This window comes from Paenibacillus thiaminolyticus (assembly GCF_003591545.1).
Lineage (GTDB): Bacteria > Bacillota > Bacilli > Paenibacillales > Paenibacillaceae > Paenibacillus_B > Paenibacillus_B thiaminolyticus_A.
In genome coordinates, this window is record NZ_QYZD01000012.1 from 1 (window position 1) to 13,642 (window position 13,642).

At 42.9% G+C, this 13,642-nt stretch carries 12 protein-coding genes and 2 pseudogenes; 11 read left to right on the forward strand and 3 right to left on the reverse strand.

The window, feature by feature from the left end:
• The first annotated feature begins 359 nt into the window (after positions 1-359).
• The gene (locus tag DQX05_RS14310; protein ID WP_119794259.1) at positions 360-2,942 is read left to right on the forward strand and encodes an adenosylcobalamin-dependent ribonucleoside-diphosphate reductase; all 2,583 of its coding nucleotides are present in this window, start codon (positions 360-362) and stop codon (positions 2,940-2,942) included.
• Between the two features lie 291 nt (positions 2,943-3,233).
• On the opposite strand, the gene DQX05_RS14320 is transcribed toward DQX05_RS14310, so the two are convergent.
• Entirely contained in the window at positions 3,234-3,602 is a 369-nt protein-coding gene (locus tag DQX05_RS14320) for a hypothetical protein (protein ID WP_119794261.1), read from the reverse strand.
• 500 nt (positions 3,603-4,102) lie between these two features.
• Between DQX05_RS14320 and DQX05_RS33165 the strand changes: the two are divergent.
• From DQX05_RS33165 to DQX05_RS14345, 3 genes and pseudogenes are all read left to right on the forward strand, one after another.
• Positions 4,103-4,325: pseudogene (locus DQX05_RS33165) on the forward strand (transposase); the annotation flags it as partial.
• Positions 4,326-4,644: 319 nt separating this feature from the next.
• Positions 4,645-5,160 (forward strand): hypothetical protein, encoded by a 516-nt coding sequence (locus DQX05_RS14330; RefSeq protein ID WP_259391992.1) that lies wholly within the window; start codon positions 4,645-4,647, stop codon positions 5,158-5,160.
• A gap of 605 nt (positions 5,161-5,765) precedes the next feature.
• Complete coding sequence (locus tag DQX05_RS14345) at positions 5,766-6,140, forward strand: hypothetical protein (protein WP_119794263.1); 375 nt, start codon at positions 5,766-5,768, stop codon at positions 6,138-6,140.
• An 87-nt stretch (positions 6,141-6,227) separates the two neighbouring features.
• Here DQX05_RS14345 and DQX05_RS14350 read toward each other — a convergent pair.
• Positions 6,228-6,503: pseudogene (locus tag DQX05_RS14350) on the reverse strand (IS1380 family transposase); the annotation flags it as partial.
• A gap of 529 nt (positions 6,504-7,032) precedes the next feature.
• Between DQX05_RS14350 and DQX05_RS32100 the strand changes: the two are divergent.
• From DQX05_RS32100 to DQX05_RS14365, 5 genes are all read left to right on the forward strand, one after another.
• The gene (locus DQX05_RS32100; protein WP_259391994.1) at positions 7,033-7,362 is read left to right on the forward strand and encodes a helix-turn-helix domain-containing protein; all 330 of its coding nucleotides are present in this window, start codon (positions 7,033-7,035) and stop codon (positions 7,360-7,362) included.
• A 19-nt stretch (positions 7,363-7,381) separates the two neighbouring features.
• Entirely contained in the window at positions 7,382-8,041 is a 660-nt protein-coding gene (locus DQX05_RS32105) for a hypothetical protein (protein WP_259391995.1), read from the forward strand.
• On the forward strand, positions 8,011-8,319 hold the full coding sequence (locus tag DQX05_RS32110) for a hypothetical protein (protein ID WP_259391996.1): 309 nt from the start codon (positions 8,011-8,013) through the stop codon (positions 8,317-8,319). The genes DQX05_RS32105 and DQX05_RS32110 overlap by 31 nt, the downstream gene beginning before the upstream one ends.
• A gap of 494 nt (positions 8,320-8,813) precedes the next feature.
• On the forward strand, positions 8,814-8,942 hold the full coding sequence (locus DQX05_RS14360; protein ID WP_259391997.1) for an aspartyl-phosphate phosphatase Spo0E family protein: 129 nt from the start codon (positions 8,814-8,816) through the stop codon (positions 8,940-8,942).
• A 107-nt stretch (positions 8,943-9,049) separates the two neighbouring features.
• A complete protein-coding gene (locus tag DQX05_RS14365; protein WP_119794265.1) occupies positions 9,050-9,415 on the forward strand; it encodes a hypothetical protein in 366 nt (121 codons plus the stop codon).
• Positions 9,416-10,531: 1,116 nt separating this feature from the next.
• Here DQX05_RS14365 and DQX05_RS14380 read toward each other — a convergent pair.
• Positions 10,532-10,741 (reverse strand): hypothetical protein, encoded by a 210-nt coding sequence (locus tag DQX05_RS14380; protein WP_119794267.1) that lies wholly within the window; start codon positions 10,739-10,741, stop codon positions 10,532-10,534.
• Between the two features lie 830 nt (positions 10,742-11,571).
• On the opposite strand from DQX05_RS14380, the gene DQX05_RS14390 reads away from it, so the two are divergent.
• Together DQX05_RS14390 and DQX05_RS14405 are read left to right on the forward strand one after the other, a co-directional pair.
• Positions 11,572-11,769 (forward strand): hypothetical protein, encoded by a 198-nt coding sequence (locus DQX05_RS14390; RefSeq protein ID WP_119794269.1) that lies wholly within the window; start codon positions 11,572-11,574, stop codon positions 11,767-11,769.
• An 809-nt stretch (positions 11,770-12,578) separates the two neighbouring features.
• Entirely contained in the window at positions 12,579-13,043 is a 465-nt protein-coding gene (locus DQX05_RS14405) for a hypothetical protein (protein ID WP_119794272.1), read from the forward strand.
• Positions 13,044-13,642 lie beyond the last annotated feature (599 nt).

The window sequence follows — 13,642 nt, forward strand, 5'->3', positions numbered from 1 at the left end:
TTCTCCTATTGACTTATCTTTTTTTGGTTTTTTTTTTTTTTTGCCCTTCTTGCTTTTCTGTCGGCCAGAGGTTGCTCGTGGCGCCTGCTAGCGGGGCGGGGGCGGGAGGTATGCCTTCCTCAGGAAAATGCAAGAGACAAAATAGAGAGATTGCTAGAGAAAAACGAAGCATGGAGTTCCCCGGTTCTCATCCATTCGCTATAATTCCTTTTTTCTTATTAGAAATTCTATATGTAGTATAGTACAATGATTTTCGCACACAATATATTGTGGAAAATACATACATTGTACAATGCTTCAATTATCGTGTGCGGTGGTTATCATTCAAGTAGCGAGTAATATATAGGAGGTTGTGTTCTTTGAATACGGGGCATAAGCAGCGCTTGGAAGGCTTGAGCGAAAAAATATTTCTGGATCGGTACGCATGGAAGGATGCAGACACGAACAACACCAAAGTAGGAGATGTCGTCCTGGTGCTGACCAAAGACGATCCGAAGTTCCCGGCGAAGGAAGTCGGAGAAGTGGTAGAGCGTAACGGACGCTTCGTCTCTGTCAAGCTGAGAAGCGGAGAGGTGGTTCAATCCACGGTAGAGAAGCTGACCTTGACGATAGAGAAAACACCGGAAGAAATGTGGGATCGGCTGGCGGCTGCGATGGCATCGGTAGAACCAACCCCTGAAAAACAAAACGAATGGACGGAAAAATTCCGTTATATCTTAGATGACTGGAAGCTCGTTCCTGGGGGCCGCATCGCGGCCGGGGCCGGGGCGAGCGAGGAATTGACCCTCTTCAACTGCTACGTTATTCCTTCGCCGAAGGATAGCCGCGGCGGTATTATGGAGACTTTGTCGGAGATGACCGAAATCATGGCCCGGGGCGGAGGCGTCGGGATCAACCTGTCGTCGCTTCGTCCTCGGCGCGCGATCGTGCGCGGGGTCAACGGTTCCTCTAGCGGCGCTGTCTCCTGGGGCGGATTGTTCAGCTATACGACCGGATTGATCGAGCAGGGGGGCAGCCGCCGCGGCGCGCTCATGCTGATGATGAACGACTGGCATCCGGACGTGGTCGATTTCATCACGGTGAAGCAGACAATGGGCCAGGTGACGAACGCCAATTTGTCTGTCTGCGTGAGCAACGGCTTCATGAAGGCGGTCAAGGAAGATCTGGATTGGGAGTTGGTCTTCCCGGATACCTCCGATCCGGAATATGACGAGCTGTGGGACGGAGACCTTGATAAATGGAAGCAGGCCGGCAAGGCGGTCATTCCTTACCGCACCGTCAAGGCCCGCGAGATCTGGCATACGATTATCGAGTCGGCGTGGAAATCGGCCGAGCCGGGCGTCGTGTTCATGGAATACTACAACCAGATGTCGAACAGCTGGTATTTCAACCCGATCATCTGCACGAACCCTTGCGGGGAGCAGGGCTTGCCGGCATGGGGCGTCTGCAATCTGTCCGCGCTCAATCTGTCCAAGTTCTATGACGAGGAGAAGCATGATGTCGCGTGGGACGAGCTGTCTACCGTGACGCGCTATGCGGTGCGCTTCCTGGACAACGTAATCGATAAGACTCCGTATCATTTCGAGGAAAATAAAGAGAACCAGCAGAACGAGCGCCGCGTCGGCCTCGGCTCGATGGGCTTGGCCGAGCTGATGATCAAGCTGGGCATCCGCTACGGCAGCCCGGAATCGCTGGAGTTCCTCGATAAGCTGTTCGGCTTCATCGCGCGCGAATCGTATCTCGCGTCGGCGGAGATCGCGGGCGAGAAGGGCGCGTTCCCGGCATTCGAGACGGAGCCGTATCTGCAGAGCGGCTTCATGAAGAACATTCAGGTGGTGTACCCGGAGGTCGGGGAAGCGATTCGCCAGCAGGGCATGCGCAATGTGACCATCATTACGCAAGCGCCGACGGGCAGCACCGGGACGATGGTCGGCACCTCGACCGGCATCGAGCCGTACTTCGCCTTCAAATATTTCCGGCAAAGCCGCCTCGGCTTCGACGAGCAGTTCGTGCCGATTGCGCAGGAATGGATGGACGCGCATCCGGGCCAGGAACTGCCGGATTACTTCATTACGGCGATGGATCTGTCCGCCGAGGATCATATCCGCGCGCAGGCGGCGATCCAGCGCTGGGTGGACAGCTCGATCTCGAAGACGGCGAACTGTCCGAACGACTTCACGGTAGAAGAGACGAAGCGGTTGTACGAGCTGGCCTTCGATCTCGGCTGCAAGGGCGTCACGATCTATCGCGACGGCAGCCGCGATGTTCAGGTTCTGTCGACCGACAAGGGAGACAACAAGGAAGACGGACAAGCTGACCAGACCGAAGCTGGGACCCCGGCAGAAGAGGCGGCAGAAGCGCCTGCTGTTCCGGCGGCCACGTTGGCGGCAGCGCCGAACCCGGCGGGCAGCAATGTGTACAAGCGCCGTCCGCAAGTACTGCGTGGCGCGACCTATAAGGTGAATACGCCATTCGGCATGGCTTATATTACGATTAACGATATGAACGGCATTCCGGGCGAGATTTTCTTGAACGTTGGCAAGGCCGGTTCCGATGTATTCGCGATGGCGGAAGCGCTCGGCCGCGTCTGTTCGCTGTTCCTTCGCTATGGCGATCATGGCAACAAGGTCGAGCTGCTCATCAAGCATCTGAAGGGCATCGGCGGTTCCGGCGCGATCGGCTTCGGCGCCAACCGCGTCGAATCGATTGCCGATGCGGTAGCCAAGGCGCTCGAGATTCACCAGCAGGAAGCGCTCGGACTCGGCGCCGAGAATGATCCGGCTCCGATCGCCGCGACGATTGAGACCCCGGTCATCGGCCTGAAGGAGAGCGGCAGCGCATCTGCCTCGCGCGACCTGTGCCCGTCCTGCGGCACTGCCTCGCTCCTGAACGTCGAGGGCTGCAAGACCTGTGCGAACTGCGGTTACAGCCGCTGCTCGTAGAAGACGGAAGTCCCCCTGGATGGGGGACTTCCCTTATCCGTTACGAATGCGGATGTTCAATCAAGATCTTGATAAAATGAAAAAGAATGCAAAGAGGTGTGATCGGCTTGACGCTTACGAACGTTTAAATGGCTTGTACCCAACCAATATCGGCGAGTTGTATAACGATAAGAAAACCCTCAGCTCTGTTAAATTGAACTGAGGGAAATAGACTAATTTTTTATTTTTTACCCTGTCTACTTGACAGGGGCACTTCACTGGCCGCTAGGTGGGTTTATTTGACGTTTACCTTTACACCATACCGCCCGCGTCTTCAATAATTCTCATGGCTTTGTCAAAAGACTCCTCCTCCACCACAACAGTCAGCAAAATGTCCCTTCCGGTGGGTCCACCCTGCCCCCCGTCACTCATTCCGCTTGCCGATACATTTGTAGCAGCTAGAACGTTGGTGGAATCACCTCCGAGCGTGTCCCCGAAGGTCACGGAGGTTAAACTGCCCATACTGCCGGTTAGATTCGGCGAACCGTATGAATCACTGGCTGGATACATGCTGAAACGATCAATTGACATGTCCACGACATGCAGCGCCTGCAGCTTCTTGGACACACTTTCGGCTTCTTCCGGACTTAAAAAATAGGCCAAAATATTTTTTTCTGCCACAACCTTCACCTACCTGTGTTCATGGTCTGTTTTCTTAACCAGTAAAATAGGCTTTCATCCCTTTCATTAGATTCTGCCTAACCCGTAATGAATATGCGCATACGTCGGGAAAAAGAAACATTTACTTGAAACGATAAAGTAGGGGAACCACTTACATGGCTCTCCCCTTATCGAACCGTACGTGCCCTACTAAGGCATACGGCTCACCAACGTGATTCAACTTGAGATCAATATGTCGCTAATCGTTGTGCATATTGCATTTTACGGACGTGAAGCAGCGGTGAAGCTCAGCATAACGGTGTAAGGGCGGCACAACGTCACGAAGCAGTCCGGGTTCAAAACCGGGACGAACATCGATCCGGGCAACGCCGGCTTGAATCTGAAGGGACTCGGTTGCTTCGATTCGGCCAGCGACAGCAACTGGACGAAATGTAGTGTTCGCCGAGGTAACAGGGGCTTGCCTTTTCGCCTTATATATTATAAATTGATGAACGGTTAAAGAAGTCTACTCTGCCGATCCTTGTTCCTCATGGCAACGAGGTTCAAACGAGAACGCAAACGGCCTTCTCAGAGAGTTCTTCCCAAAGGGGCATGACTTTGGAGAGGTGACGGAAAAACAGTTAGCCGATGCTATTCAATGGATCAAATGCTCGACTTCGAAAATGCCTTGCTCGGCGTTCGTCTCACGAAACTTTCATGGAAGAGGTGTCGCACTTAACTTGACAATCCGTCGTATTGATCTTATTTTTGAAATGCAGATGGCAAGATGACGCAAATTCATGCGAATCACGAATATCCGAGTGGGGATCTCAATTTGCTGAGAGAGATAGAAGAACGATACGTATCCGAGCTGAGAAACGGCGGGAATGGCTGTCGGCGCATTCGATGGCGATTCGCTTGTCGGATTCGGAGAGCAATGGAAGCCAATTGACGGATGACGTCGATCCCGAGCTTTTTCAAAAAGAGCCGAAGGATATTCATATGCTGTTGAGGCTTTAGATCTAATGAAGCAAATAAGGTAACATACGCGGAGAGTGATGCTATGAGAGAGATAAAGTTGTACAATGTAATATTTCCGATTTGGTTCATCATGTTTTATCCGCCGATCATTCTCGTTACGTTGGCAGGCAACTTCATCATCGACTCGCTAGTCCTTCTCGCTTCCGCGTATGCATTCGGTCTCGTATCAGCGGATCAAACATTGGGGCTCATTTATAAAAAGACCATATGGAAAGTGTGGGGCTTCGGATTTCTTGCCGATTTTATCGGAGCCCTGTTCTTATTTTCCTTGCTGCTGCTGGAAGGAATGCAGGTGCTGCCTCGGGAAGCGATCTCAGCGGTTGCTTATAATCCTTTTCACAATATATCCGGCTTCATGCTCGTCATTATCGCGATGTTCATCTCTTCTTCTATCATATTTATCCTGAATTACAAGTTCACATTTAAAAAGCATATTGCGAGTCCTGCACAGAGACTGAAGGTATGCTTAGCAATCGCGATTGTTACGACACCTTGGACGTTCTTGATCCCGACCCAATGGTTATATAGAGGACTGTAAATGTTGAAATATGATTTCATTGTAAGCCAGAATGAGCAGGACTACTATCCGCGCGTTGCTAGCGGAGTGGCGAGCATAATGATGTTGCTTACTTATCATAAGTTGGTGAATGGGAAACGTTTACAGAGTTGGCTGATGAGATTTTTAAACGATTTGACCTCTATAAAACGGAAGGTCAATCGTCGCTCTCAAGAACGGCGTTTTAGGATGGACATGGTCATGAAATTCGGGTAGTTACGGATCTAAGGGCGATCTCGGCAGAACAGGTTGCTGAGATCTATAAAAAACGCTAGCAAATAGAGCTTTTTTTTTCGATGGATAAAGCAGCATCTAAATGTGCTTACTTTGTTTGGAACGACGGAAAATGCGGTATACGGACAGCTTTATTCAGTCTTGATTGTTTATGTGGTCAACAGGCGTGAAATAAAACCTAAGTTTAAGGAGAATCAAGTATCATTGTTCCTTATATTTGAATAAAATAATTTTCTGTCTATATGATATATAAAGACATTAAGGACTTCGGATGCGACACTTATTGCTGAATACTATCGTAGAGTTGCTATCTTATTGCAATTTATGAATAAAGAAAGTATAAGTATTTTTTCGTGCTTTCGAGAATCATTGAAAAGGACATAGATATTCTCGATTATGATACGCTTCTATCAATCTGTCCTGATCTTAAGGAGGTAAATTTATCGGTATTCAAGCTGATTTGTTTCGGTTATATTGAATGGTGTGTTTTGATAGATAAACAACATCCAATTGCTCTTAAATATCCCGATATATATGAACCTTTTATCAAATTGTTTGAACGAGGTGGGGGGCGAATTAGTATTCATCATCATGAGTTAGTAGGAGGATTCGGAGCATTTCCGCGAACTATTGCTGCTGACAGAGGAGATATGAAAGAATTCGATATCAGCGACAATGCTCTTGATCAGGAAGTCATTAAATTAAACCTAAATTTCGAAAGCCCATAAGATTGAGGCGAGTGACGGGTCTTTCCCCCTCCCCACTGAAGAGGCAACCCCATTTTCCATATGAAATTTTGGGGAGTACTCATTCCAGATGAAGTTTTCCATGCAGCAGTGCTGATTGTAGAAGCGCCACAAATCGATCGGCTCCCATTGCAAATTGGTCGCGATCGCTTCATACTGCCCATCCGTGTCGAACAGAATTCGGCTATGACCGTCATCGAACATTTGCGCCTTACGGATGATCGCTGCCCGGCGCGCCTTGTTCCAAGACGTCGCTTTGTAGATCGAGGTAATGCCTTCAATGATCCAGTCTTCGTCGACATAACGCGTCCAATAGCGGCAAGCCTGAACTTCTTTGGCAAGCCTCCCTTTACTCCCCATATAACGTAAATTATATAGGCAGTATTTTGATATATAGGGGGGATAGTTTACATCTAGTAATAGTTAATTTTTACAAAATATGCTCTTAGCACTTCCATTCACACACCTCGCTTAAAATTTGAACCGATATTAGTATCGGATCGTGTATCGTAAATTCCTCTTCACACCAATAAAACCTCCTGTTCCCTATCCCACTATTTTCTTCCTTTCTCACCCCTAAACCACCCATTTCCCCTTATCATAACAATCTTTCCTCGATATTACGCCAGCTCCTTCAACCCTTTCCCCACAATCAAACCCCTTAAATCCCTTTCTGTAATAAACTTTTTTGACACAAAAAAGTGTTCTTAAATGCACCTTCCGATACATCAAAAAACACTCTCGATTCTATATCTTGTACATGGTCTTTCTCTTTCGCAAAATGGATAAAGTGTAAACAAATGTTTGTGATTCGCAGAGTGGCATGGTAATATATAGGTGTAAAACAAATATTTTGTTACTTAGGAGTGAGGTTGTGAGTACCGTTGCTACGAAGCCAATGAGTTTGGGGGAGCTGATACAGCATCATCGAAAGAGGAAGGAAATGACTCTGGCGAAGCTGCAAGAAGCAGTCGGCATAGATAAAGGCAGCCTGTCGAGAATTGAAAACAACGAGATTAAGCGGCCTGATTTCCAAGCCATCTTATCTATTACTTCTGCATTAAATATCCCCCATGAATCCATCGTAGAACAGTACATCGAGATTGGACATAAGGCGGAAGTACTATACGAAATTTTACAGAATGAGTTGGAAACGCTTGAGCATCCTTCGCTGATACTGAAAATCTCTAAAAAACTTTCTTGAATCGCCAAATGAAGATAGCTTGGAAGCAGTAAGTAAATTGTATCGCAAAATCGACTCTATCGACAACGACTCCATTAAACTCGCGTTGTATAACCTCATCCTTGATTACTCACGTTCCCACGGAATTATGCCTTACATAGCTAAAAGCATGTATCAACGTTACCTCATTGAACGAAATGATTTCAGCAGATTGAAGGAGACCTATCAAAATGGAAAGTATATTCTTCATTATGCTGACTTCTTATCGTCCGAGGAACGGGCGAGCCTGTACTATAAATTAGGCATACATGCATACACCCTTAGCAATCATAACGAGTGCATTGCTTATTGCAAGGAAGTATTGAAAGTCGGAGGGCATTACAAAGCAGATGCGCTCGGTGTCCTCATAGATGCATATTTTAGCATAGGGGCATACACTGAATCAGAATTGTATCTGCTTCAATATAAAAATTTTGCTTATCCAAATATAAAAGAAAATGTTGTTCTTATGGATGCGTTTTACGCTGCAAAAAAGGAAGTGTCAACCAAGCCATCGAACAGCTTACATCATTTCTTGAGATATGTAGCAATGCGTCCATTATTCCGGCGACAAAACAACTTCTTCAATTGTACTTACAGGAGAAAAACATTGAAGGGGCTAAAGCTATTTTGGAGAACGACAAGACAACTGCCTTTGTAGTCGATGAGGCTAATCCATTGGTTTGCGCTACTTATGCTGACAGTCTTCGAGTTAAAGGAGAATATTATTTGGCTTCGGGCGACATAGACAAAAGTATTACGAGTAAGGTGGAATCGGCCTTGTGGTACTCCAAAGTTGACGATGCAGCTAAAGAAAAAGAATGCCTTAACACGGTGATGTATATCCATTTAACACATAACGTTTCGCCGCAGTCTACACTAGAAAAGTTAAGCGATTACTACCAACGAAGCGTTAAAGAATTGGAGGGATTAGCGTGAAAAACAAAATTAAAAACTTAATCTGCAATGTCCTTCTTAGCACAGCTATAATAGCAACAACAGCAGCAATGTTTACTGGCGGGTCAGGAAGTGTCCATCCTTGGTAAAGCACCTTAAATGGTGGTTTTTCAAAAGTTAAACACGAACTAAAGGAACGGAGGGCTATAGTTGAAAAATTTAATCCAAAGAATCTGTGCTCCAGCTTTTCTTTACACTGCTCTTATAACAGTAGTTGCATTATCAAGTGACACTGGGTCTATTATTCCTTATTGAACGTACCTTTAACCCCTTAATAACAGTCGTTGCATTCTCTGGCGGGTCAGGGAGCATATATCCGTGATAATTTTGGGAGCATCTCTTGATGCTCCTTTTTCGACAAATGATGCAATAAAATATTTTCACAAATCAGACTGTAAACGTGCATTATACTATACATAGAATAGATAGTGTACGTGAGGTGAGCAGTCATTTCTCTAGAGAATAAAATTATCGAATTGAGGAAGAAATTAACCAAGGGAGTCGAGAATAAGGGGGATTTTAAAGATGAAGAAGTAGTCCGAGTTAGTCAATTGCTAGATATGTATATACTTGAGATTCAAAGGAAACATAAACAGAAACCATAAACATTTCACTATGCAAGGGGTTGTAACAAAATCAGATTAAGGGACTGTTCCCGGCAACACACAGTTTTGCAAAAAGTCAAAATCCAACGGAGAAGGAAATTCAGGCATTGGCTTATGAATTGGAATACATTTTCTCGAATATCCTTGTAAAGGATGAAAAGACAGGAGTCTATCTTGTCAACGAAGAAGAGTTAAAGAACTCACACTATACTGAAGAAGAACAAGAACGTTTTCTTAAATATGCTAAACAATTAATGAATCAAGGAGACTATAGTCTTAATAATACCTTCGATAAATGTATGCAGGATTTATTGGGGATCACAAGTGCTGTATGGGACGAGATAAAGAGCTATATCGACGCCGGGCAATATCTTGCAGCAGCGGGAGCTATTTTACTTGCTGCGCAGATAGCTGTTAATCCAATAACAATCGCTTTATTTGTGGCAACATGCGGACCTAGTTCAGCTAGTTAAAATATCTTCACTATGAAAAGAGAGTCTTATAATTTACTTTCATTAAGAAAATAAATGTGGGACTCTCTTTATATTCTAGATTCATTAATATATAAGGGATGCCAGCGTTTCTTTTAGCGAATTCGCATACTCATTCATGGACGTGGCCTCCTCCTGTTTCAAGGGTCTTCGCCACACATATCCATCTACCTGTTAAGTCTTGATTTTCTTTTGAAACAAAAAAAGAGCGGGCTATCTTTTCGATAACCTGCTCTTGTGCTTGATTATGGTTTCCGCGCCTTATCTTAATGAGTAAGTTCCCCTTTTATTTATCCATTTTATTCTTCTTCCTGTAAATCAATTTTTGTCTAACAAGTCGCAAAGAGAAAAGTTGAAGCCAATTATTCCTGCCCTTGAATATCGTACTGTAATAAGATATTCTTAAGACACATTTTTACATCTTCAGTCTGGAAATCATCCCTTGAGACAGAATAATGCACTCATGTCCCAAAAGAAGAATAAAATAAGCAACTGCGTAGACAGGAAGTGCAATCGAAGTGATTACATATATTATCTTTTCACTTTTCGAAAGTTCCCTTTCCCAGCTAGCTAGTTTGAGTTGCCTACGATAAATAAAGCTAGAAAAATAATCAAATCAATCACCCCTTTAGGTCTAAGGAGTTTATTCTAAATAATACAACGGACTTCACAATCGAATTACAGAAAAGACATTGAATGGTTTTTCCTTTTCATGTAGTGCTTAATAAAATCCATAATACCAACCATAATCAGCAAGAAGACGGATAGTAAGAAACGTTTAGTATAGCCAACTCCTTCGTATATAATAAAGAAGTAAGTAACTACAAAGTTGACTATGAAAAAATCAAATATCCCAGATCTCATTCATCTTGTCTCAGAACCAGGGATCTACAACAGTAGATTTTCTTATGTCTGTATCAGAAGATGCAATAGATACTTTTTTCATCTTTTCAAACCTCCTCTTATGTAGTACGTTTAGACAAATCTATACGATGCTTAGGATTTAACATAATCGGAGGAAGTTGTCTGTCGAAAAAAGGCATTTTTACAAAATATTTTTATCACTTTTTTGTATTCCAAGATATGTTCATAATTCCTTTATAAAGGGCCTTCTATTTCTAAATCCTTCAGTCCAGTTCTATACATATAAGCATTAGGCAACTCGCAGCCAGCTTCATAATAAGGTTCATTCAGTCTCAATTGTACCGGATACATATAATCCTGATACAAATATGCTTGCTCTATATATTCAACTCTTCCCTCCACTCCAAGGGATTTGATTTTTATAACCTGATCGACTTTTATCATTCAGTAAAAAACACTCCTTTAGAAATTAACAAGATTATAAGTTTCAGGCTTTTCCTCCGTTGCAGCTTGAAGATACGCACATTAGAAATTAGTTTTTCAAATTGATTCATATTGCCCCCCTGCTCTCCATTTGTTTAATCCAAGCGTACAGAAAAAATAACCATGAAATTAGACGTTTTCGATTCATGTAGGTGGAAGTAGTCCGACTTAGTCAACAACTAGATATTTATATACTTGAGATTCAAAGAAGAGAGTACATAAAAGGGAGATATATAAAGAAGTTTGAATAAAATCAAGTCGAAGAACGTGTACGATGCAATGGTTGCAGGAAAATAAGATTAAAATAGATGAATATTCGATCCTGTTATATAAAGGCAGATAAGGTAATATATTGCTAGTATTATCTTCACCTATAGAAAACGAATCCAATGGGTTCGAAATGCATCGATGATCAACTAAAGCTTATATTGAACTAAAGTTTTGGGGAGTAATGGAAGGTTGTTTCAAGGATGCTATACTTGGCCATGTTAGCATTCTTGTTTCAATAATATAGAGTCGATTCCAGATGAGAAGGGCAGACAACACTGGGAATCAACTCCGAAGCGCTCTTTCCTTGCCGTGCAAAGAAACAGCTAGGATTAACACCAACTAAGTCTTTGTAATAGCATTGGATCGGGCAGTCGTTATATCGAGGAGGGGTACCTATTTTCCTTGGTTGTAGTGATTGGAAGTAAGCACAGATTGCATCAGACATCATCGAAGAAAATGATAAGTTACAAAGTCCGATCCATGAGATATCGAATCATTATATTATTAAGGAGATGAAAAAAATGAAAAAGCAAATCATTACTTTTGTATTGAGTGTAAGCATGTTATTGTCAGTCGTTGCTCCAGCCGCATTCGCATCAGAGGCCACGGTTGCAGAAAACCTTCAACAACAGTCACAGGAAAATCGCATCCTTGAAATTGGTAAGGATGATTTCTCACAAAGTGTCTTGGAAGCAGCCCCGATGATGGACAAATACTGACGAAAGAAAATAAAGTTATAGACTGAAAAATAAAGTACTAGACTGACGCATTTGTTCTGTTTTTTACCTTGATGCCCTTCTTTATTCCAATACCAGGAGGTAATAACTTATTTCTTCAAAATATGAATCTGGTTCCTTTTAGAGATGTGATTAAAGGAATTAACGGTGCTATAAGGGAAGCTATTCTAAATATTATTATGTTAATACCATTTGGATTTTTACTTCCTATTCGTAAGAAAAAGAAATGTAATTACTATAACTCTTTTTTCATTATTATTTTCTTTATCAATAGAGCTAATGCAATTACTGTATATATGGTCAGCAGGACCAATAAGTAGAAGTTTGATGTTACAGATTTAATAAATAATACTATTGGAGGAATGATTCGCTATTTAATTTTTCTTATTTTTCGTCCACTTATTAATAAGATGCTCAAACAAATAAAGTAACAATATTTATAGAATAAACGTGTGATTCAACTAACGGGAAACGTTAGTTCAATGAAACAGCGACAGTCTAGAACTTTATTTTCTCGTCCTTAGCTGTCGCTGTTCCAATATAGACATCCGGTCTAATACTTTATTTTCTGCTGACAACGAGCCTTAGAAGTGATTCTTGAGGCTCGTTGTCTCTGACGGCCTTTTTATGAAGAAAGTGGACTTTTTGAGAATCGCTCTCTCTTTTTCTTCTGTAAAAACCAATGATAGATTTTGATTGAATTGCCATGTATTCACAGTAAAATTGCCTTTTAATAGCTTGCATGCTATAATAACCACCTAACATCTACCACATAAAGGGGGAAGAGGAATATGAGGAAATATTTCCGTAACACGTTTTTTGCTTTCTTCGTTGTCGCCTTAGTAGTTACATTCACTACACCTCAAACTGGATATGCAGGAACTAGTAAAAACTTCAAGTTCCATGTCGGGTACAGAGATGATGGCGTGTATGCAACGAAAAGTTCTGGTAAAAGGTTCGAGGTTACATTTAAGAAGCCAGTAAAATATCTATCGTTTGCTGCTGTGCTAGACGATTATAGTAAGAAAGAACTTCCACTGAAGCTTTATTTCCACATAGAAGAAAAACTCGATAACGGAAGAACACATGCTTTCAAGGACAAGAAAATTAAATTTAGTTATATTGGAGAAAGAGACTCGTCAGAAGGCTACACACAAACAATTGATCCCGGTACTTATTATGTGTATGTTTCACGAAGAGATGGTTCAGTCCATCCAATAGAGGGTAATGGTTACTTCTATTATGATTATGAGTAATAAGTAAGTAATAAAGCAGGGATTCTTTGCCTAACGAAGCAGATCCCATAATGTGAGACAAATAAACACCTTCAAGAGAATGTTCTTATATCGTAAGATATAAAGACAACCTTGGAGGTGTTTTTACATTAGCAACAAGAGTGAGCTATCCAGTAGATGTGAAGATGCAAACGATTCAGGTATGGCGTCATTTATTCCTGGAGGTCAAATCGTATCATTTTGGTCGGCGGTTGCAGGTTTCGGTGCTGCATGGTTTGCAAATGAATTGTCCTACAAAAACGATGGCAAGGGAGTTACGTTTAATTTTCATTGGCTCCCTTGGACATATTTTGTTGTAACCTCAAATAGTTTATCAAACAGAAAGGAGGGGCTATGCACAATATCTTACTACTTGTATTTGCTGTTTTTATAATAGCCGCTCTTGTAGGTAGCTTCGTTTTCAAAAAGAACATTTTCAAATCAGATCAAACTGTATTGGTATTGTTTGTACTTCTGGTCATCATGTCGTGGAATTATACATTCTTATATGACCCCGGAAACTTATACTATTCGATTGCTCTGACGGTTGTCTTGTTCTTAGTTGCACTAAAAACATTTTT